Raw genomic sequence first — 24,240 nt, forward strand, 5'->3', positions numbered from 1 at the left:
CATTAAAAATAAATCTTTGCATCAAAAAAAGAAATTATTTTTTAAACTGCTCATTAATATATTTAATCAAATCATCAAAATCCTGTTGAGAATATCCTAACTGCAAATAATGAATATCATCCGCTTTTCTGTACCAGGTCAGTTGACGTTTTGCATATCTTCGGCTGTTTTTCTTAATTTCCGAAACGGCAAAATCTAAGTCCCATTCTCCATCAAAATATTTGAATAATTCTGAATAGCCAACCGTATTTAAAGCTGTCAAATTCTTAAATTTCTCCAGGCTTTTCGCTTCTTCCAACAGCCCTTTATCCATCATAATATCCACTCTCCTATTGATTCTGTCGTACAATTCTTCCCTCGGAGCTTCAATTCCGATTCGGATAACGTTGAAATCTCTGGAATCCTGTGAAACGGCAATTAATTCAGAATATTTTTGATTCGTTTGCCAGATAACATCAATTGCCCGTAAAAGCCTTCTGTGATTATGCAAATCTACAACTGCAAAATATTCAGGGTCGAGTTCTTTTACTAGTTCCTGAAGTTTATTTATTCCTTCATTTTCGAGAATTTCCTGTAACTTTTTCTGGTTGTTTTCATCGGCTTCCGGTAAATCATGTAAACCTTCAATCACCGCTTTTTCGTACATCATACTTCCACCAACCAAAATGACGGTTTCGTGATTTTCAAAAAGTTCATTGAGTTTTTTTAAAGCATCTTCCTCATATTGCCCGATCGAATAATATTCCTCAACCGAAAGATTTCCAATAAAATGATGAGGTGCTTCCGCCAGTTCTTCTTCCGATGGCGACGCGGTCCCGATTTTCATTTCCCTAAAAAACTGGCGCGAATCACAGGAAACAATTTCCGTGTTGAAATGTTTTGCCAGATCAATCGCCAACCTCGTTTTTCCAATTCCGGTGGGGCCAACAACAGAAATTAAATTTTTCTTTTTCACTGCGCTAATTTACAAAAATGAGCTTTATTTTTAACTGCAAAAGAAATGTCAATTTGCTGGAGGAGGGAAGCATGGAGGTGGAAGTTAAGATTCGTCAAAATATTGCTTGCAGTCATCATAGGATGAGATGAGGATATTTGTATTCTTTTATATACATTACCATCTTTCCGCTTACTGCCTCTAGCTTCCAGCCATTCGACTTTAGTTAAACTATAGACTTAAATGTTTATCTTTGTAAGACAATAAAAAACTATGATTTTATCAATGACCGGATTCGGCAGAGCCGAAGATGTTTTTGAAGGGAAAAAAATTACAATAGATATTAAGTCACTGAACAGCAAAAGCTTTGATTTAAATATTAAAATTCCTTTAAGATATAAAGAAAAAGAATTTGAAATCAGAAAAATTCTCAACGACAGGCTTATTCGTGGGAAGGTAGACTGCTATATCAATATAGAAAATCTGGAAGAATCTACTGATGTGAAAATCAATAAAAGTTTAATTGATTCTTACATGAATGAACTCCGCAACATTGCACCGGACGGACCTGATTTTGAATATCTTAAAATGGCGGTAAGACTTCCGGACGCTATCACTTCAAGACCTGACGAACTGTGCGAAGGCGAATGGGAAAAACTGGCAAGCATTGTACATCAATCTATTGACCGTTTTCAGGAATTTAGAAAAACAGAAGGAAAAATTCTGCATGAAGAATTAGAAAGAAATATTCAGAATATTGATAAATATTTGAATGAAGTTGTGCCTTTCGAAGAAGAAAGAATTACTTCAGTAAAAGAACGTTACCAAAAGTCTTTAAAAGAGTTTGAAAACGTTGATGAAACGCGTTTTTATCAGGAAATGGCTTATTTCACTGAAAAGCTTGACATTTCAGAAGAAAAAGTAAGGCTTTCCCAACATTTGAAATATTACAAGGAAGTAATGGATAATGAAGAATTCAACGGGAAAAAACTTGGGTTTATTTCTCAGGAAATCGGACGTGAAATAAATACATTAGGATCAAAAGCCAATCATGCAGAAATCCAGAAGCTGGTGGTCATGATGAAGGATGATTTGGAAAAAATTAAAGAACAGACGTTAAACGTTTTGTAAAAAGTTATAAGTTATGAATAATGAGTTATAAGTTGCTTGTTGCTGGTTAAACTCATAATTCACAACTCATAATTCATAACTCATTTAAAATGAATAAAGTTATCATATTTTCAGCGCCGTCTGGAAGCGGAAAAACTACATTAGTAAAGCATTCTTTGGAAGTATTTGATGATCTTCAGTTCTCAATTTCGTGCACGACGAGACAGCCGAGAGGAAATGAAGTTCATGCCGTGGATTATCATTTTTTAACGCCTGATGAATTCAGACAGAAAATTGCGGAAGATGCTTTTGTGGAATTTGAAGAAGTTTATTCTGATAAATATTACGGTACTTTAAAATCTGAGGTTGAAAAAATCTGGAATCAGGGGAAAGTGGTAATTTTCGATGTTGATGTAAAAGGTGGAATTTCCCTAAAGAAATATTTTGGTGAACAGGCGTTATCAATTTTTATTGAGCCACCTTCCATTGAAGAATTGGAACGAAGATTGATTTCAAGAGGTACCGATGATGAAGAAACCATCAAAACCCGCGTAGAAAAGGCAGAAGAAGAAATGTCTTATGCAAAAGAATTTGATAAAATCGTGATTAATTCCGATTTAGATATTGCAAAAAAAGAAATAGAAAGTTTAATAAAAAATTTTATAGAAAGTTAAAGGCTGGATGATGGAAGTTGGAAGCTTGAGGTTTAATAAAATAACGTCAATTTCTAATTTCTAATTTCTAACTTCTAATTTTCTATTGTAAAAATGGGGTTCATATGAGTACCGAAACACTAGAAAAAGCTAAATCTGCAATTCCTGTAAGAGGATTTTTAGATATAAAAGATTTGGTAATTCCTCAAGGAGAAGAGCTGGTAAAAGCTATTCTTAAATTGAAAGAAGAAAAAAATGCGGTAATTCTGGCGCATTATTACCAACCTGGAGAGATCCAGGATATTGCCGATTTCTTAGGAGATTCCCTGCAATTGGCAAGACAGGCAAAAGATACAAACGCTGATATGATCGTATTCTGCGGAGTACATTTCATGGCAGAAGCAGCAAAAATCCTGAATCCAACCAAAAAAGTTGTCCTTCCCGATACAATGGCGGGATGCTCTTTAGCAGACGGATGTTCGGGTGAAGGTTTGAGAAAAATGCGTGAACAGCATCCGAATGCCTTAATCGCAACCTACATCAACTGTAACGCTGAAACGAAGGCTGAAAGTGACATTATCGTAACAAGTTCAAACGCTGAAACGGTGATTGAGGCGCTTCCGAAGGACCGACCGATTATTTTCGCGCCGGATAAAAACCTGGGAAGATATTTGTCTCAAAAAACGGGTCGAGATATGATTCTTTGGGACGGAAGCTGTATTGTTCATGAAGCATTTTCGATGGAGAGAATTGCAAAACAACTGGCAGAAAATCCTGATGCAAAACTAATTGCACATCCGGAAAGTGAAGAAGCTGTTTTGAAGCTGGCTCATTTTATCGGCTCTACTTCTGCACTTTTGAATTTTGTGGAACAGGATGATTGTCAGAAATTTATCATCGCGACAGAAGAAGGAATTCTTCACGAAATGAGAAAACGCGCCCCTCATAAAGAACTGATTCCGGCTTTGGTTTTTGATGAAAACTGTAACTGTTCGGAATGTTTTTATATGAAACGAAATACAATGGAAAAATTGTATTTATGTATGAAATATGAGCTTCCGGAGATTCTTATTGATGAAGAATTGAGATTGAGAGCTTTGAAACCGATTGAAGCGATGCTTGACCTTTCAAAAACTATAAAATAAATGAAAAGCGGGTTTTTAAGACTCGCTTTTTTACTTTGAAAAATATTAATCGATGTCTGCAAAGAAAATATTAATCGAAGCTAAAAAACTTAATGATGAGGGACGATATAATGATGTCATTAAAATACTTTTGCCGTTAAAAGATTTAAATCTTAAACAAGAAGAATATCAATATTTACTGTTGTCGTACAGTTATTATAGTCTGGATAATTTTGAGCAGTCTTTTTATTATGCAGATCTAGTTTCAAAAAAAAATACATCAAATGAATTTGCATCTCAACTGAAGTATTTTTGTCTTTTCAGCGAGCATAAAATTGATGAGGCTCTATCAGAAATCATCAATTTTCTAAATGAATTCCCAGCAAATCTTTATAAAACTACATTAGAAGAACTTTTAACTGATATAAATGAAGATAGAATTATTGGAGAATTTGCTGCTAAAATATTATTTTTAGCAAATAAAAACAACATTTTAAATCAGCTAAAATTAAGTCAAATTGAGAAGGATCGATTAAATTAAAAACAAAATCATGAGTAAAATTTATCTTGAAGATGTAAAAATCTACGCTTATCACGGAGTTTTACCGGAAGAAAATATTATCGGAACTTATTATATTTTAAATGTAGAACTTCATACTGATCTTTGGCAAGCCGCAGAAACAGACGACTTACATGATACAATAAGTTATGCCGATATTAATGAAATCATTCATAACGAAATGAAAATTAAATCTAAATTGCTGGAGCATGTTGCCGGAAGAATCATCTCTAAAATTCATGAAAAATTTTCAGATATTTCTTACATTAAATTAAAAATCACCAAAACTTCTCCTCCAATGCAGGGCGAAATGAAAGGGGCAAGTATTGAGCTTGAAAAAAGTTTTAAACCAGATAATTAAAAAATCATTATTTTCGTTCTCTAAAAAACATAAGGAATTGAAATTCATCAAAATATTATTTCTATTAGCTTTTATCAGTACTTTCGGGCAATCGAATGTTAATAATCAACTGACAGCTTATAATTTTCCGAAAATAAAATCCAGCATAACGATGCCGGTGACTATCCCGCTTTCGGAAATCAGCAATATGATTAACGCTTCCGTGAAAGAACTTGTTTATCAGGATGATTCTTACACAGATAATAACAACGATCAATTTAAGGTAAAAGTATGGAAAACCCGTCCTATCCGACTGGTTGGGGGAACAAATCAAAATATCCTAATTGAGGTCCCGTTGAAAATCTGGGCAGAAAAAGGTATCGGAACTTTGGGAGTTTACAGCTATCAGAATACAACTTTTGAAACCGTGATGTCTTTCAATACCACTTTGCATTTTAACAACAACTGGACAATTACCACAAGTACTCAACCTAACGGCTTCAGGTGGGTAACGAAACCAGTCTTAAATTACGGAAAAATACAAGTTCCCATCACCTCTCTGGTTGAAAAAAGCCTGAAAGAACAACAACTAAAGTTCGGTAAAGTCATTGATCAACAAATGGCTACCCAACTGAATTTCCAACAGTACGCTGTTATGGCCTGGAATGTTTTTTCACAGCCTTTCAATATTTCGGAAGAATATAATACATGGCTGAAAATAACTCCTATCAATGTAAACATCACTCCCTTAAAATTTTACGGAAATCAAATTGATACCAACATCGGGATTGACATTTATTCTGAAACTTTTACAGGAAGTAAACCTGAGGCATCCCAACCGATAAAAACTGCAATGAATTTCAACTTTATTCCCATTTTGGCGGATAAGTTTCTATTACAGACAACGGCAAATATCCCCTTCACAGAGGCAACAAATATCGCCAGAAATATGTTCTTGAATAAAGAATATGATTTGAGAGGATCTAAAGTGAAAATTAATGATATCAAAGTTTACGGCGTTGAAAACAGGGTAATGATTGAGGCTGAAACCGAAGGATATGTGAAGGGTAAAGCTTTCATTTCGGGGATTCCGGTTTATGATGCTATTAAAAAGAAAATTGTACTTTCAAACACAAAATTTAATTTAAAAACATCAAATATTCTTCAAAAAACAGCGACTCTCCTATTCAAAGGGAAAATTGTAAAGATGATTGAGGATGAATACGGAATTCCTACACAGGATCTTGAAAATACTTCCAGAAAAAGCATTGAAGAGGCCTTCAACAAAGAATATTATAAAGGCTTAAACATGAACGGAAGGGTTTTTAATTTAAAACCAGGTAATATCTACCTTAATCCTTCGGGTATTACGGCTGTTATTGATACTAATGCTATTTTAAAACTAATATTAAAAGGAATTTAATTAAACTAATAACTAACCATGAGAAAATATTTACGAATTGTAGACAATCACCGGGCTACGAAAGGACAGAGATTTGGGAATTACATTATAGACCTTATCAGCTTTTATATTGTGTACTTTATGTTTGGCGGGATTTTATTGATCATAAGCCCTGCTTTTAACCATTGGATTTCAAATTCCAGCGAATTGTCACAAAGGCTGATGGGAATATTATCGTACATTTCTTATTGCTTTTTAATGGAAAGCATAACGGGTGGCAGAAGCATTGGAAAACTGATTACAGGAACTAAAGTGATAATGATTGACGGAAGCAAACCTAAAATAGGAAATTTTTTTGTAAGAAATATAATACGGGGAATTATTCTCGTAGATCAGCTTTCATTTTTTGGCGAAAATGGCTTACACGACAGTTGGAGTGAAACAAGGGTAATCAATATCAAAAACTATGAATCTGAAAAACAGGTAAAAAGCGAAATAGAAGGGATCGGCGCAAAAGAAATTGTCTAAAAAATTTTTGTTGAATCATATATTTTGTTATATTTGCACACCTAAAAAATGGTAAGAACATGGTACTTTGGCCGAGCGGCTAGGCAGTGGTCTGCAACACCATCTACAGCGGTTCGAATCCGCTAGGTACCTCACTTAAAACCTCTAATCATCTTATTAATAGATCCTTAGAGGTTTTTTATTTGTTGTTTTCCCGATATTTTCCCGATAATCTTACTTGTGCTGTTTTTATAAGCTTATATACGCACAATATTAAGTGGTAGGCTACAACTGTAATAAATGTAAATCATATTAAATATTTATAATCAACTTTTACCAAACGATGAACTGAAACTTTCGTATTTTGGTTAATAAATTTTAACCATGAAACAAATTGTTGACTACAAAGTAATCCAAGCAGATGACATTGAAACATTAGCCAATCTTGAGAGAATGGATTAGATTAGGGTGGACTCCACACGGAGGTATATGTGAAGGTGGTAATGAAAATTATAATTTTTTCAAGCAATGGTTCAAACTTTATAATTTAAAATAAAAGTCTCCACTTTAAGTGGGGATTGCTTTATAAAATGGATATATGATTACTTACCTGTTCTATATGGTTTTTAATTGACATTTTTTTACAAACCCCTAACCCTGGATAATGGCCGTCTGCTTGTCTATCACGAAAATCTTTAATACCTACGCCCTCAAAAATTGGATTGGCATCTATATAATTAATTAGTTTATTTAATGCTTGAGTAAATTTATTAGCTTGATTTTTTCTATCCTCATTGTCATTGGAAATAAAATGTCTAATTTCAAAATCTTTCGAATTTATTTTTGATAAGTGCAATGCTATAGCAAAAGGCGAACCTCCCGTATCTGAAACCTCTTTGCCGATAATAGTAAAATCACCGAAACCATATATCCCTTCATTTTCATATTTGAATATTAAGTGTGAAAATTCAGAATGGCTCGGATAGTCAGTATTTCGTTCTTGTTTTTTGAATCCATCTTCGATATAAACTATTTCACCATTTGCTGTATTGTTTATATAATCATCATTTACTTTATTTATTAAATAAATATCATATTTAGCTTTAGAATTTTTTCTTAAAAACAATGTGTCACTAAATTTACCATAATGTAATAAAGATTTTTCTAATTTAGGATTAGATTTAAAAAAATCATCTAAATCATAGGTTGATGTTTTATTGTCTAATATAAAACCTAGCGAATAATTTTTGTAGCCCTTTAAGACACCTTGAATAAATTCATGCTGAATCTGATTTTGTTTTGGATAAGTTGCTTTTTGAGGGTTAACAACCAAGATAAAATAGATGTTCTTTTCTACTAATCTTGTGATTTGTGATTTTAAGCTTTTGCTATTAGGTGGAATAAGCACAGGAATTGTTGTTTCAAATACTGCAGCAGGCAGTTCACTTAAAGCAAAAATCTCATTTTGCTTTGCTGTTAAAATTGGGAAATACATGGTTTTTATTTTTATATTAATTGTCTAATATAAAAAATATTTAAATAAAAACCTTTTGAATATTCCTTTTAATGTTCTCACATTTTTTTTTGTTATAACCGTGTTGAATTGTCATGCTTTTCAAGCTTGTTGGTAGTTCGCTAATTAATTCAATATGTTCTTTCTTTAAGCTTCTTCTTTTTAAGTAATATAACGTTCTTTTGTAAGCAGCTTCAATATTAATTTCTTTAAAAAGATCAAAACAATAATTAAATATCTTAGTATTTGGCATTATAGGAATAGGCCCATAACAGTCAACTATAAGATTAATATATTCATTTTTTCTTAGAGCGTAAAAAAGTGATTTATGAGTAATATTTTGAAAATTAGAAACTGCTTCCTTATAAATATGGACTTTGTTTAAACTGTCTATAATTAAAATTCCAACCTCAGTGCTGACAATTTTTTCAACTTTTTTGAGATGCTTTTCACAAGTTACTACATTTACAAATTCAAAAAAACTGGAATAATCAGCTAATTGTGAAAACAATCTTTCAGTAGTATCAATTTCAGATTTAATTTCATACACTGTTGAAACACCATTAAAAACCGCTAAGTCGGCCTTAGATTTTCCGACGTAAAATTCTGGAACAGTAACACAATCATTTATATTATGATTTTTTAAAATTACGTCTTTAAAAATGATGTTTTTAAAGATATATTCATTCTTATATTTCTTTGATAAAACTTTATAAAATTCAGTATATGCTTTTTCTAATGTAAATTCCGGATATTCTAAACACAAGCTTTTAAATGTATTCACAATACTATTAATCTTGTCCTCATCCTGCAATGCTAAGTAATTAAAATTTGCAGGTGAGAAAAGTTTTGAAATTTGTATAAATTCAGATTTGCAAAGTTTTGATTTTATCTTCATCTCTTAACTAATGTTCAAAGATAATAAATTATTAAAAACTATAAATTAAAATTGATATATTAGTGGGATAAGTTTGTTTCTAAAAGAACAAACACGACCATTTATTATTTTTATTAAATATATTTATTGATTATCTTATTTAATTACCTTTTTTAAGCTGCTGATATTTTGAAAAAATGTTCTTACTATTAAAAAAAATATTTCCTAAATAATTGTTTTTTCTTTTTAAGATGCTGATTTACTTTTTAAGCTGTTGAAGAGTTGTTGATACCTTTATTTTTTCCAGAGCTATATTAAGAGCGCTTTTTTTACTTTCTTTTAATAAGTTTATCTTCATGCTTTCCTTTCTTTTCTCTGCTTCAAACACTAATTCTTTGAGATCAATATCAAATCCGACATAAAACCCTTTTGTATATCGGGAATAGTATTTTAATCCCCAATTAATTTGTAACTCAGTCTTTATTTTGTCTAAATGGTATCTTGTAAAGTCAAAACCTTTTAAGGCTAGGTAGTCTTTTACTTTTTCCTTACCTGCCATTCTGGTAAACATCATTTGATTATTTGTCTTGGCATATTGTTTCTTTCCAATAATTGATTTTAAAGCTAAAAATGTAAATAGGCATTCCCAGATATAATCCGTTTTATCGTTTTTATAAAAGTCCCAAAAAATATCTGTATTGAGCCCGGTATAGACTTTAGAATTTCTATATTTTGAATGTAATTGTTTACCTCGAGATAAAGCATAATCTACATTTGCTAATTTCACATTAAGCCATGATGCCGACCTTTTAAATCTTTCTTCTTCTGTTTCTTCATATTGATTCAAATCTTCAATAAAGATCGAATGCCCGTAAAGCGAATAGTAAAGTAAATTACTAAGAAAATCTTTCTTACCTTCCTGATTGGATTTTAAAATCCCCTGCATTAAATGAATAGGGAAATTGAAGTACTTGATATTGTTTCTAGAGGTTTCCATATTTTTTATTTTTCTGAATGGAATATTAAGCCGGAGCTACGACAAAAGATGTCGTATTATTTTTGCTAAGACATAAAATAAACTGACTAATAAATTAAGAGTAGGCTAAATTCCAGAAACCAATAACCTTTCAATATCATGATGTGAAATTTTATCAGCGGCATTTAATTTCTCCATAATTTTCAGATACTTTTTAGTAGGTATTCCTTTATAAAATTTCTTGAAATAAGGTGTATATAACTGTTCATAAAGTCTTTCTGATTCGAAATATGGTCCATAAAGTTTATCCATAAGACGATAACTTTTGCTCTCTATCTGTTTCTGATACATTATCCCAGAATATGCTTCACGGTGAAGAAAATATTTTTTGCCATATAATTTCCTGCATAGTTTTCCGGTATTAGGACAAACGAAGAACCATATTTTTCCTTTTCCAAGATTAGATGTCTTTGAGGTTATTTGAATATTATAGTTGACAGGTTCTTTTTTGTAGAGATAATCAAGAGTTAAAACTCCTCTATCTTCATAAATTTGCACTGAAATTTTTATACTAGCTCTTTCCTCTCCATTTCTAGACCATTTCATTGTACCACTCTGATATTGATCTGATATAATGTAATTATGCTTCTTTAAAAACGACATAGAAAAACAAAGGAGATCTTCTATAACTGTTGGGAATGATGGAGATTTTGACATTGTTTATTGAATCTATTTTTGATACTACTATTTATATGGAAACCTAAATTATTAAGGAAGATCACCTTAACCTATTTTGATTGATGAGTTCATCAATTTCATTTCTTTTAAAATAGATTCGGTTTCCCATCCCATAGGCAATAAGTGTCCCTTCTTTTCTCCAGCGATGAGGCGTAGAGAGATCAATATGCAACATATCACATACTTCAGCACGGGTAAGATATTTTGTAGGTTCCTTTGGTTGAAATTCCCTGCATAATTGTTCTTTAAGCTCCGGGATAATTTCTTTTTTAATTTCCTGAATTAAATCTGTAGGTGTAGTACCTATAAACTGTATTGTTGTCATAATGTATTGTTTAAAATATTATGCAACAAAGATGGGTTCGGAAAAAATTCGGAACAAAGTTATTCCTCCGAACAATATGGTATTTAGTTGTTTTTCATTCCATATTTAGCAAGAATGAGACTAAGCTCTCTTCTATCCTGCATATTTTGGATTGGGTATTTGGAGCTATTCTTATCGTGCGTAAAGTGTGTGTTAGTTGACTTTTGTTTTAAAGGTTCCTGCGAAATAAGCTCAAAAAATCCAGCAATCTGGTTATTAGTGAGTTTTGGATATTTTGTCCTAAGAAAATCAACAATACCGGATTGAATTAGTAATCCTATTTTTTGTTTTTGCTTCATATTAATAGGCTCTTGATAATCATGATTCATAGAAGTTTTTGTCAAACTTTCTAACTTTTCTATCAGATAAGAATAAAATAAAAAATCAATTAAAACCTCAACATATCCCTCTTTACATTTATCGAACTTATCATACATATCTTCTTCTTCAGTAATTCGTATAAAATTATATGCATCTTCTGCATAATAGACATCAGGATGCGGAACTATAGTAAAAAGTTCATTATAATTATTGTCATATTCTTCTATCGTTTTTAACATCCATCCTTGATCCATGATTACATCTCTATCAATATAATCAATTGAAAATTTTAGATTCATTTTAAAAATTGCGAAATCATACGATTGATATAAGGAGATATTTTCCAATAAATATTTTTCCTTAAATTCTTTTTCAATAATATATTTCAATTCTCTTTCAACACCTACTATCTTACGGAACAATAATTTGTTAACCAGTTCTTTAATATATTCTTCTAAATACACCATAAAATAAGGGTGTCTAAAATAGTACATAATTGGCTTTTCATCTATCTTTTCCATAACTCAAATTGCTTTCTTACATTAATACTTTTAAGATTATTAAGTTCCATAAGTGTGTTTGAAGCTAAAATAATCCTCAGTTACGACAAACTGTGTCGTATTAAAATTATTTTTTCTTCCGTAATCCTTAATATTGATGCTGGAAAAAGTTAAAAAAAACACAGTTAAGTTTAAAATCAGAGTTTTTGAGTGTATAACTTAACACGGGGGCAACATGCTCAAAAATAAGGGCATAGAAAATAAGTTATAGCTAAAAATTGCACAAGATAGTCACTGTTAATAGTCTTTTAAATAGCTTTTGCCTTCAATTAAATATTCAATCCTTTTACCGTTACAGGTTTTAAAAGAGTTTTAATAAACACTTACTTTCAATTTAGCACTGAACCCGCCATTGCCAAACTGTTGTTAGGTGCTGGCTTTTATTCTGTCTGTTTAATAAATAATATATCAGATTTACAGTTAAATGTTTGTTGGGTTTTTCGCCAATAAAATTCTGTATTAAGCCTTGCTAAATCCAAAGTGATAGTGTCCAGATGTTCATTTATTTTCTGTCTTAGAAAAACAATATTCCTTTTTAGTTTCCAACTATTAGTAATATCAGTTTCATCTGTTAATACCAAAAAGAATCTATTCGATGCGTCAAACCTTGCTTCACCTTGATTTTCATATAGCCAAACTTTTAACTCGGTTGGATTAGCTTCAGCTTCCGAAATAATTTCACGCTTAAGTTCCTTTAGATTTAAAATAAATTGTCTTGCAATATCTCTTTGGTCTTCTGAAACTTTATTATACAAATGCAGCCTAAGTTCTTTGTCAGTTAAGTCGTTTGGTATGAAAATATTAAGTGTTCTACAAACTTGTTTTAGTTTAGTTAGTTCATTACCAAAACCTCTATCTCTAAGTTTCTGTGCAAGTAATTGTTCTGGAAAGTAAGTCACCTTTAAATCAAAAGGAATGTTATTAATAAAAAAATCAATTTTTTTTACTAATCCAACTGTTGGTAATACATTTGCGTGATCTTTGAATAAATCCTCAATTAAAATCGTAGTCCAGTGATTATACCAAGAGTTTAAAGTATAACCTCTTAGACTTGTTAATAAACTGCCTTCTATTTCATCATTAATTCGCTCATAGGATTGAATTTTTTTTACATAGTTGTCTACTATATTTTTTTCAAGACTGTTGCCAAACGAGCCACCCCAATCAAAATATTGTAACCTACTTAACTGGTCAACTAAATAATCCTCATTTGCAATTCTTATTTGTCTTTCTTCTTGATATTTCTGATTAATAAATGAATCTATATTTTCATTGGTAATATTAGGAAGTTCGAATATGTGAGAAAAGTATTGTCTTGATGGCAATTCTGACAAATCAATATTATGCAAGGAGCAAAATTCTTCCATTGTCTCTCTTCGAGACATACTTCTTAGTTTAAGAAAACGAATGCCTCTATTATCGTTTTCTATGCTCGGAAAATCATCATTTCTGAAGCAACTGTCTAGTTCAGCAAAGTTCAAGTTAGTCATTTAATATCCATTTATTATTATCGTTAAACACAAAGTGTTTAACAAGTATTTTAAGTAAGTCAATATTGCCAATTATGATTTTTCTAGAAAATATTATTTTCATAATTCGCAAAAAGATTTCATTTGTATCAAGTGACTCTTTGATAAGCCAGCCTTCGATTTCTTTTTTTAAAAAAGCTTCAATCTGACTATCATCCATTAAAATTGGCTTGATACTGGGTGACTTTTGAAAAGTTACCAAAACATCTCCTTTAATGCTTTTTGACCTATTAATTTGCCTCGGTGTGAAAGTTTTCTGTACAAGCCATTCAAATGCAACCATTTCGAAGCCGTTTTTAATACAAGCATTGGTTATTGCTTTCCATTCCAATCCGGATAAAGAATGATATGTCAATGAAAAATGACCACCGAGTTTTAAAACTCTTCTTATTTCAGAAAACGCTTCGTTTATTTCTATTTCAAAATTTGACGTACTTTTTTTTCTTAATTTACTATCTGAAATAACAATTTCCTCTGTATAATCAGGAGTTAACTTAAGCCAAGAATTCCAAATAATACTTTGCTCAAAGTAAGGCACCGCATCACCATAAGGTGGGTCAGTGAAAATGTAATCTATTGAATCGTTTGGTATTTTAAGTTTCTTTGCGTCAAATTGTGTTACTGAATAAGTATGTGTCTTATTTGTAAAAAGTCCTTCTTCGAAAAACTTTAAGTAATCTTTTTTACCCTTGACTATTTTAGTAAATCTATTCTCAAAATATTGAAGAACGTTATTCTCTAAATACGTTTCTCCAATATAGAAACCCGTCATCCAAGCACCTTGTGACATATCACCTCGTGATTTAATTGGCGGAACTAATTTTGAACAATTAGCAAGATTAGCGGTGAACGCTAGCTTAAAAAGTTCTTTTTCGTTTCCAGAGGATTTGTTTTCAATCAAACTCAAAAGTCTTGAGTGACAAGCAAGTGTTCTTTTTGTAAACAAGCTAGCAATGGTCATTCCTTTTTTTGCTGATATTCTTGAATTTTCAATTAATTCAGTATTAGGAAACCAATCAACAATTATTTGCTCGTTTTCAAATTGCATATAATCTTGAATTTCTTCCTTTGTAAATGAAATTTCCTGTGTTTTTCTACTTTCAGTACTTTTAAATCTTGCTTTTAAAGGAATGTCATTTTTGTCGCGAAGAATATTTATTAATTCCACTTTTTCTGCACCAAAATTAAACTGATACCAATTATTTACAAATGGAGCAAGCTCTTTTTTGATACTTTTCCACTCCTTTTCTAACTTTTTCAAATCAATTTCTCTTGAAAGTAATTGCTTATTAATAAAGTTTGCAATTGGGTTCAGATCATTTGAAATAACATTTCTGTTAAGCAATAGTGCTTCACAACAAAAAACTCCATATCCAGAGAATGGGTCTAAAATAGTATCACCTTCGGCAGAATATTTTTCTATCAATTCTTTTAAGTTACTTGAAGGTTTTTTACCCCAATACTTGTGCATTTCATACCTATCTCTCTTTTGCTTTTCTACCATCATTATTTTTGTCTTCTGTTTCTTTTTGCAAATATCGTTGTTTTTTAAGCTTGTACCTAACTTTTGGCTTTACGCACTGCATCAATCTAATCTATAATAATTTCGTAAAACCATTAACGTCATTAATATAAAAATTTATTTGATTATTAAATTCTTACGCAACTATTTTCATAAAAATAAAGAATATGGGCTGTAAGCAAATTGTAATTCACTTAATGGATCGACAACACCCCATCGTCCCAGATCAGGCATATAAAACCTTGCCATAATCATACATTCCAGATTCCTGCAATTCCTTACCATTGTACTTATACTGATACGCATTCTGCGTGGTTCCGCTATAATCATGCAGCAACCCAAAAGGATAATAATTATTTACCTCCGCTACCTCTCCCGGAGTAAAGGTTTCTACACAGGCTTGTTCTCCATTACCCAGATCTGTACAAGTCCTGACTCTAAGGTCTCTTCCCTGTATAATCCCATCATGATTCGTGTCTGCATAGCTTAACCTTACATTTCCTAAGTGATCTTTATACTGGTAAATATATTGATTTTTTCAACTATAAAAACCACTGCCTCCGCAGTGGTTTATTTTATTCTAAATCACAAGCGGTTTCACAACAGCTAGGAAATTATAAGCTATAATAAAAGCCTATTCATTGTTAATTAAATCCTCAGTAAAAATTTCATTCGTGCCTAGATCGCTATTTTCAATATTTAAGATTTCAGAAAACAGACCTTTAATTATTAATTTTTTTATTAAAGGAGTCTTTATTTTAATTTGATAAGAATTGTTATTTTTTTTACTTTCAATTTTTGATTCTGTTAAAATTTCATTATTTTTATCTGTAACAATATAAAATAATTTTCCAGATAAAGCCGTCTCTTTTGATTTTGGAGTGCAAAAAGTATATGTTATCGTATTTTCACTTTTTCTTAAATCATAGAACTTACTTCTTGATGAATCAATAGTATTATTTTTATAAAATATAAATTGATTAACCTTCTCTTTATTTTCAAAATAAAGATATTGTATTTTAGCTTTGTTAAACTTGTTATGTTTATCCTGTATGTTCCACCAACCAGTTTTTTTATTTAACCTTTTACTTAAATAGCCATCAATTATGTAATCTTCATTACTTGCACTAATTTTAATTAATGTATCAACATCTTTTTTCTGAATATTATTATATTTTTTCAAATTTGTAATATCATTAAATAAACTATTAGATCTAATAAATTCTTTATTTTCTTCTTTTTCACAAGAGAATAAAATAAATCCACCCAACAATAATAAACTATATCTTTTCATTTTTTTTTATTTTTTTCCATAATTTTTAATTGCCCAATTATGCAGTCTCGAACTACTAATTGAATCTAACTTTGGAGAAGTTTTATCATAATAATTATTTATACCCATATTTGTTCTAGGAATTCTATGAATAGTATCAATTAGATTACTAGCATCTTTAGAAACATCCATGCTATCAGGAGCTTTATTTTGTCCAAGTGCTGAAAGTGCTAAATCACCTAATGCCATTATGTCTACCATGAAGTTCATTAAACTAGGATCTCCTTTATCACCTCTGCTCAAACCATTGTGTATACCTCCAAAATAGCCCTCTACATCAACTATTTTATCTATATCTCCTCTAAAAAACGGATTAGTTCCTTGACCCAAGCCAGCACCACCTAAATTAGTATAAAAATCTCCACCTTCATTTCCTAAATGTGATAACCATTTAGTAAGATCAAAAGCTCCTTTTGCCTGTACATCAATTCCTCCTGTAGTTGTAAAAGTACCATAAGAAGTATCTCCTGTTGCGTCTGTAACAGTTCCGTCCGAGTTTAAGGAATAGGCTAATGAACCTGTATCTGAGTTTGTTATTTGTCCTGAATCAGCAACTTCATAAACGTGTTCATAACCAGCCGCTGTTGCCTCTTGAATTGTATTGACATTAGCATCATAAGTCAGTTTTTGTTTTCCATCTATAATTTGATTATCCATCCCAAACCTTCTCTTCCATCTGGGTCGACAAAATTAATAGGATTATTAAACGCATAATTGTAAGGACTATGTCTTCTCATCTTTTCTGCTAACGGATCTACTACTCCCCATCTGCCCAAATCCGGCATATACATCCTAGCTCCATAATCATACATGTCTGTCTCTTGAAGTTCTTTTCCATTGTACTTATACTGATACGCATTCTGCGTAGTTCCGCTATAATCATGCAGCAATCCAAAAGGATAATAATTATTTACCTCCGCTACCTCTCCCGGAGTAAACGTTTCTACACGGGCTTGTTCTCCATTACCTAACTAAAAGCAATACAGGAGCTGGATAGCAACACAAAGGCTCACATATTTGCAACCATCGATGCTTTATCAAAGCTGCTAAACTTAAAAATATTGAGGCGCTTTAGTTTTGTTTCCTAATACAAAACAAAACATTATATAACACAAATCCCCTCGCAAAATACGAGAGGTCTTCTTATCTACAGGACATTAGCGAATGTAAGAGTAAGTTACTTAGCTTTCCTATATAGAATATTCTCATCTGAGTTTACTTCGATTATTATATCTTTATTTTGTTTATATAGAGGAAAGGAAGTGATCATTAGAAATTTTTTAGCATCTTCATTTGACAAATGTTCTTCTAAAGGATTATTCTCATTATTATAAAATCCAAATAATGTAATTCTGTCTTTATCCAATATCCACTTATTACTTTCAGTATACATCAACTTATGATCTTTATCAAAAATCTTGTGAACATAAATATTGTCATGCAAAATTAACGAATCTTTTATTTGATTCCCAGTAAAAGAATATTTACCAATTAATTCTTTTTTACTTATAGTACAGCTAACTATCATTAAAATAGATAAGAAAGGAAAAATTATTTGTTTCATTATTTGTTTCATTATTAATGTTTAAACATATTATTTTTATTCACCCACAACAAATATGTTTGATATGTTGTACTTTGGCTTGGTCCAACGCCATTAACCCTTGGAATGTTTCTTGATTCTGCCTTATTAAAAGGGTTTAATGAATATGATGAAACCGATTTAGAATCAAAAGCCATTATAACAACTTTATTTCCAACGGGATAAAAACTAAAATTTGTTTTTCCCATAAATTGACCCTGAAAATTTGTATTTTCTCGCGCCGCTCCCCAGAGTCCAAACGAAGCAGCATATGATACTTTTTCGTTTGTTGAAGTATTTAAGAAGTATTCCACAGCATCATTATATATCCGTGTTTCCATCATTTGATTTACCGCAACACTTTGTTGACCTACGAGTAAACTATTTTCAGGACCATTACCGTCAATAAACTCATCATACATTTTTTCCCAATCCACATTATTACTTCTATGAGTATAGCCTTTCAGATTTTTTGAAGAACTCATCCATTGATCTTCTCCTGTTGCTTTATCTACAATTCGTGTTTTTCCATTAAACTGCGGTCCTCCTCCTTTATAATGATAAAAATCAATTTCATCCCCTCCTAAATTACTAATCTGTTTAGTTTTTCCTGTTTTCAAATCAACTTCATATTCATTTGGAGGAATACTGCTTTTTTTATCATCGTTCATCAAATCATTTATTGTCATAAATTGTTCTGGTTTCTTTCCATCTGGATCAATAAACCTTATTGGATTATTAAAAGCATAATTATAAGGACTATGACGTCGCATTTTCTCAGCCAAAGGATCCAACACACCCCATCTTACCAGATCCGGCATATACATCCTAGCTCCATAATCATACATCCCTGTCTCCTGCAATTCTTTCCCGTTGTACTTATACTGATAAGCACTGTAAAGAGACTATCAAAAAGATTAAATAGTCTCTTTATAATTATGGTATTATATTAAATGTTTTTGCACTCTCAATAAATCTTGAAAGATTTTCAGTTTTTATATTGTAAAGCAGTATTTTGCATTTGCCATTTATGTATAATTTCGATATACGACCGTTATGTTCTTTATAGAGATGATTATCATTATAATTTCTTTCTTCCCAATAATCATTTAAGCTTAAAGCATCATGATAATCACTATCTTTTACTTGCCAATAATTCGATCCCTGCATTTCATTTTTATATGGAACATAGATATAGATAATTTGCTTGTTAGCATATTCAAAAATAAAATCATGTCCTTTTATGCTATAATTAATAATTTTTTTAGGAAGATTTATTTTAAAATGAGTATTGTAAAAAATCTGTTTATCAGCTATTCCATTCACATTATCGTAATAATGAAACATATTATTTTCATCATTATATTGTAGGAGAAAACTAGAGGTTTGTAGATTATTATTTTTATCAGAATCTACATAGGATTTGCAAGAAGTAAAAAGAAATAATACTGTTGCTAATATAATAATTTTCTGCATATTAATTTATTTATTAAGTTTTTGCATTGCATTAATAAAACTCTTAATAGGAATAGTAATAGGCCTTCCTTTGTCATCAGAGATACTTCCAGATGTGTTATAAAAACCTACAGTAGGAATGTAAGAAACAGGAGGAGTTCCTCCAATTTGTCCAGCCGGCAATGATCCTACTTGTTTGTCAAAGCCTATAACTAATGCCGGCTGTGTAAATCCAACATTATTTTTAGGATCTGTATCTTTGCCCGGACCCGTAGATGGTGAAGGAGTTCCAATCATTGTAACGTTGCCATCATTATCATATTCGAGAGGATGCAGATGAACATCTGAAGCAATAACATCACCCTGTGTTTTTAGATCCCTTTTAGCTTCAGCCCATTCCTTTGAACCAACTTGTCCAGCTTGAAGACCAGTTACAATTTTTGAAGACTTCCCACCTTGTCCTAAATAGAATCCCTGCTCAGTACCTGTCTTATCTTTTAATCCAAAATCAGCAACTGATCCCATTTTTGATAAATCGTCATTAGACAGTTGATTTAGTACATATCCTTTATTTATAGCTGCGTCAGCATCAGCTTCTTTTTTACTATTAGTAATTACTACTTTTTTATCAGTTTTACCATCTTCCACATGCTTTACTAATTTTCCAGCTAAGTTATAATAGTCAGTAAGAGGACTTCTTCCATCTGGATCAATAAATCTAATAGGATTATTAAACGCATAATTATACGGACTATGTCTTCTCATTTTCTCCGCTAGCGGATCAACGACTCGCCATCTTCCCAAATCCGGCATATACATCCTTGCTCCATAATCATACATCCCTGTCTCCTGCAACTCCTTCCCGTTGTACTTGTAATTGTAAAAAGAGGCTATATCAAAAGTACCCCCGATCCCGGACTTCTGTCTGACAATTTTTGTCATTTAGAAGATTCCCAGGGCATCAGTTTGACTTTTGAGACAGCCTTATTATTATTTAAATTTTACATTTATTCGTCATCTTCTAAATTCTCATACTTATAATCTGTTAAAACTAATATCCCCAAATATTGCCATTCGAACTCATCTTGATAATTAATCTTTAATATTAATGTTTTCTTTGTTTTTTGAAGTATTTCAATAGAATTAATTATTTTGTGATGAGAAGGATATTTTCCATAAGGAGAAGAAGCTATAAAATTTTTACTACTTTCTTTAGCTAAATTAAATTCGTCAAATATTCCCAATTTAATTTTTTCTTGAGATTTAAAACTTTCAGATTTTAAACATATTATTTTTTGAAATTTTTTATTTACGTCATCATATTTGTATAAACTTTCTTTATCAGAATCATATTTTAAATATTCAGATTTCATCTTAGAGGTATCTTGTTTAAAATAATCAAACACTCCTATATTAATTTTATCATTATTTAAAATCCCTGATTTATAAGTTACAATAATTGGTTTATAAAACTCTAAAATTTGACCTTTTACCATAGTAGTTAAAGATAAAAGCAGGATATATAAAATTGCTGTTTTTTTAATTTTTCTTGTCATTTTTTTCTTTTTTTGTATCTTCTCGAACTTGTATAAGTTGATTCATAATGGTTTCCGAAGGAGAGCCTGGCGCACGTGGCGCTATAAGTTTAAAACTATCTGCTCCATATTTGACATGATCCCCATCAGCCCCACCTGTAGAATCTTCTATATGAGACTTTATTTCATGATAAATTGCTTCTGCTAAATCATAATTATTATATCCAACTGTTTTCGAGTTACCTTCATCATCTGTACGAGTTGCACTATATCTTGAATCACTTGCCTCTTCTTTAAAATAGTTTTCATTTAAGGATACTAAATGAACTTTTTTATCTCCTGATTTAGATATATCCAAATTGTTGAATTCTGAGGAATTTGTATATCCTTCAGGAATTGAAACTTTGCCATCTTTTGCAAGCCCCATAAATTTAACGTCATTAATTGCCTCTGCTACAGTGGAGGAGTTTGTGCCAAAATTTTTGGAATTAATATAAATATCGTCTGTTTTACTAGTTCCATACTTATCCCATATCCTTCTACCTTCAGCAGTTTTATAGAGTATATCTTTTGATGCTTTGAAAGATCCATTTGCGGTTAGGATAATAATATCTTTGGGAGCTCTTCCATCTGGGTCTGTAAATCTGATTGGGTTATCGAGTGCGTAATTATTAGGACTATGACGACGCATCTTCTCCGCCAGCGGATCCACCACACCCCATCTTCCAATATCGGGCATATAAAATCTCGCGCCGTAATCATACATCCCAGACTCTTGAAGTTCCTTACCATTGTACTTGTACTGGTAAGCATTCTGTGTGGTTTCGCTATAATCATGCAGCAATCCAAAAGGATAATAATTATTTACCTCCGCTACCTCTCCCGGAGTAAAGGTTTCTACACAGGCTTGTTCTCCATTACCCAGATCTGTACAAGTCCTGACTCTAAGGTCTCTTCCCTGTATAATCCCATTATGATTCGTGTCTGCATAGCTTAACATTCCCCAATGATCTTATATTGACAAAAAATACCGCATGTGCAGTATTTTTGTATTTATAGCTTTTCAGAAATGAATAATTATTATACTTTAAAATTCAGCCATTTTATAATCTTGAATTAATCTGGCAGCTTTTTAGTTAGATTTAATAGTATGCTTGTAATCTTGCAAAACTAAAACACCATATCCCTTAAAGTCATAAATATCTGAATAATTAATCTTTATAATTAAAAATCTTTTATCTTTTTCTAAAACTTCTATAGAATCTATTTTTTCAAAATGACTAGGATAATTACCACTTGCAGATGAAGCTTTAAAGCACCTTTCAGATTCTTGTGTTAAATCAAAATATCTAAAAATACCTAAAAAGTTTTCAGTAGAAACATTTTTACCAATTTTATTAAAATATATAAAAGGCTTAAATCCTTTTTTTTCAGAATCGAATAGATATAAAACATTATCATCCGAACTGTATTTTAGAAAGCTCAATTCCATTTTATTGGCTTCCGGGTTATAATAATCTAAGATTACTTTATTGACTTTTTCATTATTAATAATATCGTTTGGGAGATTACTAATAACAATGGGGCTAAAAAGCTTTAAATCTTGACCTTGGGCAAAATTTATAAATCCTAATATTAGGAAAAGTAGAATTTTATTTATTTTCATGTTTCTTATTTTCATTCATAGCTCTTACAACTTGATATAATTGCTTTTCAAAAATATCCATTGGAGAATTAGGTCTTATATAGCCTTGAAACTTTGACTCTCCCAGTTTTTTATGGTCTGCATCCGCATCTCCTGTTGCATCTTCAATATGCGCTTTAGTTTCATGATAAAGAACTTTAGTCAAATCTTCTAAGTTGTATTCTTCTGTAACGGTACCTAATGTAACACTCTCAGTTGTTTTAGTGTATTTTTCAGATGCCTCATTTTGAAAAAATGCTTCATTAAAAGCCATCAAATGAACTTTTTTCTCTTTCGACTTTGATATATCAACTCCCTCAAAACTTCCCATACTAGGATAAGGTTTACTTACACCATCAACTTTACCATTTTTAATAAAAGACTCAGTTCCTGTAATAGTATAGGTTTCAGCAGCTACTCTAGATGATTTTGAAGGAAAAATGCTTGAGTTTATATAAATATCATCAGTCTTACTTGTTCCATATTTATCCCATATTCTTTTTCCTTCAGCTGTCTTATAAAGCATTTCTTTTGAAGCTTTTAAAGAACCATTTGCAGTTAGAATAATAATATCTTTTCCTTGTCTTCCATCTGGATCAATAAACCTTATTGGATTATTAAAAGCATAATTATAAGGACTATGCCTTCTCATCTTTTCCGCTAGCGGATCTACTACTCCCCCATCTTCCCAAATCCGGCATATAGAATCTTGCGCCATAGTCATACATGCCCGTTTCTTGAAGTTCTTTCCCGTTATACTTATAGTTCTTGTACTACCCTGGGCAAAGTAAGCAGTTCCCGTTTTAAATTATTCATCCCGAAAGGATAGAAATCATTATTATCTACAATTTCAAGAACTCCTGCGCTGGTTTTTCCAAAGCTCACTCGTACATTTCCTAAGTGATCTAGGTACTGGTAAATATACTTTTTAGTATAACCCATCGCAATTGCGATGGGCTTGTGTTATCTGCTGAAAGTCCAGACTTTGCGCGGAGGGGGAGATCATTAGTTTATTTTACTAATATTTATAACATTGTTCATACCATCTGGATACTTAGTTTGTAGAATAATATTTAATATATCCTGAGGCAAATCATTTATATTCAAAGGGTTCATAGGACTTGTTACTAAATGATAATCATAATCAAGAAAATTATTTAAATTAGTTTTATCAAAAGAGTAAAATCCTTTTTTGGTCATAGAGACAAAATCGTGTAAATATCTTTCATCAGTACCTGTGCCAAATATTCCAATCAATAAGTCATTCAGTTTTGGGTTCACTATTACGCCTGATATTTCTGGTAAATTTCTAAAATATGACACTAGTTTTTCATTGTTTTCTGATGATCTAGCAACTGATTCAGGTAATTTTCCTGCTCCTGACGCTGTAAACCCTATATACTTACCATCTGTAAAAAACCAATCTATATCTAAGGTTTGTTGTTTTATTTCTGTTATCAAATATTTATCTTTTGTTAAAAGTTTTTTTAGAAGTATCACACATTGGAATCACTTTACCATTTCTTGATCTTATTGTCTCAGTAAAAATTAACTTGTGATGTTGTAGCTAATGGGTTATTAACAACAATTCATTTCATGCATTAAATTCAACGTAGCACTGG

Annotated in this window: 27 protein-coding genes, 1 tRNA gene and 4 pseudogenes; 8 read left to right on the plus strand and 24 right to left on the minus strand. The window is 31.3% G+C overall.

Features of this window, described 5'->3' with window-relative positions:
* Positions 1–34 precede the first annotated feature (34 nt).
* Complete coding sequence (gene miaA, locus ATE47_RS12220; RefSeq protein WP_062162232.1) at positions 35–955, minus strand: tRNA (adenosine(37)-N6)-dimethylallyltransferase MiaA; 921 nt, start codon at positions 953–955, stop codon at positions 35–37.
* Positions 956–1,207: 252 nt separating this feature from the next.
* Between miaA and ATE47_RS12225 the strand changes: the two genes are divergently transcribed.
* The 8 genes from ATE47_RS12225 (at position 1,208) to ATE47_RS12260 (ending at position 6,782) form a co-directional block, all read left to right on the plus strand.
* Positions 1,208–2,065 carry a YicC family protein gene (locus ATE47_RS12225; RefSeq protein ID WP_062162233.1) on the plus strand — a complete coding sequence of 286 codons (858 nt, stop codon included), beginning with the start codon at positions 1,208–1,210 and terminating at the stop codon, positions 2,063–2,065.
* An 89-nt stretch (positions 2,066–2,154) separates the two neighbouring features.
* Positions 2,155–2,718 carry a guanylate kinase gene (gmk, locus tag ATE47_RS12230; protein ID WP_062162234.1) on the plus strand — a complete coding sequence of 188 codons (564 nt, stop codon included), beginning with the start codon at positions 2,155–2,157 and terminating at the stop codon, positions 2,716–2,718.
* 104 nt (positions 2,719–2,822) lie between these two features.
* Complete coding sequence (gene nadA, locus ATE47_RS12235; RefSeq protein ID WP_062162235.1) at positions 2,823–3,842, plus strand: quinolinate synthase NadA; 1,020 nt, start codon at positions 2,823–2,825, stop codon at positions 3,840–3,842.
* 52 nt (positions 3,843–3,894) lie between these two features.
* Positions 3,895–4,362: a hypothetical protein gene (locus ATE47_RS12240; RefSeq protein WP_062162236.1), complete on the plus strand. Its 468-nt coding sequence runs from the start codon at positions 3,895–3,897 to the stop codon at positions 4,360–4,362.
* Between the two features lie 7 nt (positions 4,363–4,369).
* Positions 4,370–4,741 carry a dihydroneopterin aldolase gene (gene folB / locus ATE47_RS12245; RefSeq protein WP_062162237.1) on the plus strand — a complete coding sequence of 124 codons (372 nt, stop codon included), beginning with the start codon at positions 4,370–4,372 and terminating at the stop codon, positions 4,739–4,741.
* 37 nt (positions 4,742–4,778) lie between these two features.
* Positions 4,779–6,143 (plus strand): DUF4403 family protein, encoded by a 1,365-nt coding sequence (locus ATE47_RS12250; protein WP_062163546.1) that lies wholly within the window; start codon positions 4,779–4,781, stop codon positions 6,141–6,143.
* A gap of 18 nt (positions 6,144–6,161) precedes the next feature.
* The gene (locus ATE47_RS12255; RefSeq protein WP_062162238.1) at positions 6,162–6,650 is read left to right on the plus strand and encodes an RDD family protein; all 489 of its coding nucleotides are present in this window, start codon (positions 6,162–6,164) and stop codon (positions 6,648–6,650) included.
* A gap of 61 nt (positions 6,651–6,711) precedes the next feature.
* A tRNA-Cys gene (locus tag ATE47_RS12260) sits at positions 6,712–6,782 on the plus strand.
* Between the two features lie 430 nt (positions 6,783–7,212).
* On the opposite strand, the gene ATE47_RS12265 is transcribed toward ATE47_RS12260, so the two are convergent.
* The 23 genes and pseudogenes from ATE47_RS12265 to ATE47_RS12365 form a co-directional block, all read right to left on the minus strand.
* A complete protein-coding gene (locus tag ATE47_RS12265; RefSeq protein ID WP_062162239.1) occupies positions 7,213–8,124 on the minus strand; it encodes a sce7725 family protein in 912 nt (303 codons plus the stop codon).
* Between the two features lie 40 nt (positions 8,125–8,164).
* Positions 8,165–9,040 carry a sce7726 family protein gene (locus tag ATE47_RS12270; protein ID WP_062162240.1) on the minus strand — a complete coding sequence of 292 codons (876 nt, stop codon included), beginning with the start codon at positions 9,038–9,040 and terminating at the stop codon, positions 8,165–8,167.
* A gap of 238 nt (positions 9,041–9,278) precedes the next feature.
* Positions 9,279–10,016, minus strand: coding sequence for a hypothetical protein (locus tag ATE47_RS12275; RefSeq protein ID WP_062162241.1), 738 nt, complete (start codon positions 10,014–10,016; stop codon positions 9,279–9,281).
* A gap of 105 nt (positions 10,017–10,121) precedes the next feature.
* Positions 10,122–10,712 carry a hypothetical protein gene (locus ATE47_RS12280; RefSeq protein ID WP_150114827.1) on the minus strand — a complete coding sequence of 197 codons (591 nt, stop codon included), beginning with the start codon at positions 10,710–10,712 and terminating at the stop codon, positions 10,122–10,124.
* A 61-nt stretch (positions 10,713–10,773) separates the two neighbouring features.
* Positions 10,774–11,058, minus strand: a complete 285-nt coding sequence (locus ATE47_RS12285; RefSeq protein ID WP_062162243.1) for a helix-turn-helix domain-containing protein — start codon at positions 11,056–11,058, stop codon at positions 10,774–10,776.
* A gap of 83 nt (positions 11,059–11,141) precedes the next feature.
* Entirely contained in the window at positions 11,142–11,939 is a 798-nt protein-coding gene (locus ATE47_RS12290; RefSeq protein WP_062162244.1) for a hypothetical protein, read from the minus strand.
* 419 nt (positions 11,940–12,358) lie between these two features.
* Positions 12,359–13,468: a hypothetical protein gene (locus ATE47_RS12295; protein ID WP_062162245.1), complete on the minus strand. Its 1,110-nt coding sequence runs from the start codon at positions 13,466–13,468 to the stop codon at positions 12,359–12,361.
* Positions 13,461–15,014 (minus strand): DNA methyltransferase, encoded by a 1,554-nt coding sequence (locus ATE47_RS12300; RefSeq protein WP_062162246.1) that lies wholly within the window; start codon positions 15,012–15,014, stop codon positions 13,461–13,463. Before ATE47_RS12300 ends, ATE47_RS12295 begins: the two co-directional genes overlap by 8 nt.
* A gap of 177 nt (positions 15,015–15,191) precedes the next feature.
* Positions 15,192–15,567 (minus strand): annotated as a pseudogene (locus ATE47_RS19540) (RHS repeat-associated core domain-containing protein); the annotation flags it as partial.
* Positions 15,568–15,663: 96 nt separating this feature from the next.
* A complete protein-coding gene (locus ATE47_RS12305) occupies positions 15,664–16,323 on the minus strand; it encodes a hypothetical protein (RefSeq protein WP_062162247.1) in 660 nt (219 codons plus the stop codon).
* A gap of 6 nt (positions 16,324–16,329) precedes the next feature.
* Positions 16,330–17,019 (minus strand): hypothetical protein, encoded by a 690-nt coding sequence (locus tag ATE47_RS12310; RefSeq protein WP_062162248.1) that lies wholly within the window; start codon positions 17,017–17,019, stop codon positions 16,330–16,332.
* 8 nt (positions 17,020–17,027) lie between these two features.
* Positions 17,028–17,288, minus strand: a pseudogene (locus ATE47_RS12315) (RHS repeat-associated core domain-containing protein); the annotation flags it as partial.
* Between the two features lie 251 nt (positions 17,289–17,539).
* Positions 17,540–17,938: a hypothetical protein gene (locus tag ATE47_RS12320; protein WP_062162250.1), complete on the minus strand. Its 399-nt coding sequence runs from the start codon at positions 17,936–17,938 to the stop codon at positions 17,540–17,542.
* A gap of 713 nt (positions 17,939–18,651) precedes the next feature.
* Positions 18,652–18,840: pseudogene (locus ATE47_RS19545) on the minus strand (RHS repeat domain-containing protein); the annotation flags it as partial.
* Between the two features lie 40 nt (positions 18,841–18,880).
* Complete coding sequence (locus ATE47_RS12330) at positions 18,881–19,420, minus strand: hypothetical protein (RefSeq protein ID WP_062162252.1); 540 nt, start codon at positions 19,418–19,420, stop codon at positions 18,881–18,883.
* A gap of 669 nt (positions 19,421–20,089) precedes the next feature.
* Positions 20,090–20,281: pseudogene (locus tag ATE47_RS19550) on the minus strand (RHS repeat domain-containing protein); the annotation flags it as partial.
* A 125-nt stretch (positions 20,282–20,406) separates the two neighbouring features.
* Positions 20,407–20,955 (minus strand): hypothetical protein, encoded by a 549-nt coding sequence (locus ATE47_RS12340; RefSeq protein ID WP_062162254.1) that lies wholly within the window; start codon positions 20,953–20,955, stop codon positions 20,407–20,409.
* The gene (locus ATE47_RS19555) at positions 20,939–21,934 is read right to left on the minus strand and encodes an RHS repeat-associated core domain-containing protein (protein WP_062162255.1); all 996 of its coding nucleotides are present in this window, start codon (positions 21,932–21,934) and stop codon (positions 20,939–20,941) included. Before ATE47_RS19555 ends, ATE47_RS12340 begins: the two co-directional genes overlap by 17 nt.
* 132 nt (positions 21,935–22,066) lie before the next feature.
* Positions 22,067–22,600: a hypothetical protein gene (locus ATE47_RS12350; protein ID WP_150114829.1), complete on the minus strand. Its 534-nt coding sequence runs from the start codon at positions 22,598–22,600 to the stop codon at positions 22,067–22,069.
* A complete protein-coding gene (locus tag ATE47_RS19375; RefSeq protein ID WP_228376273.1) occupies positions 22,587–23,270 on the minus strand; it encodes a hypothetical protein in 684 nt (227 codons plus the stop codon). Before ATE47_RS19375 ends, ATE47_RS12350 begins: the two co-directional genes overlap by 14 nt.
* Entirely contained in the window at positions 23,257–23,346 is a 90-nt protein-coding gene (locus tag ATE47_RS19560) for a hypothetical protein (RefSeq protein WP_236847944.1), read from the minus strand. Before ATE47_RS19560 ends, ATE47_RS19375 begins: the two co-directional genes overlap by 14 nt.
* A 31-nt stretch (positions 23,347–23,377) precedes the next feature.
* Positions 23,378–23,560 carry a hypothetical protein gene (locus ATE47_RS12360; RefSeq protein WP_062162258.1) on the minus strand — a complete coding sequence of 61 codons (183 nt, stop codon included), beginning with the start codon at positions 23,558–23,560 and terminating at the stop codon, positions 23,378–23,380.
* Between the two features lie 63 nt (positions 23,561–23,623).
* Positions 23,624–24,079 carry a hypothetical protein gene (locus ATE47_RS12365; RefSeq protein ID WP_062162259.1) on the minus strand — a complete coding sequence of 152 codons (456 nt, stop codon included), beginning with the start codon at positions 24,077–24,079 and terminating at the stop codon, positions 23,624–23,626.
* Positions 24,080–24,240: the final 161 nt, after the last annotated feature.

This window comes from Chryseobacterium sp. IHB B 17019 (assembly GCF_001456155.1).
Taxonomy (GTDB): Bacteria; Bacteroidota; Bacteroidia; order Flavobacteriales; family Weeksellaceae; genus Chryseobacterium.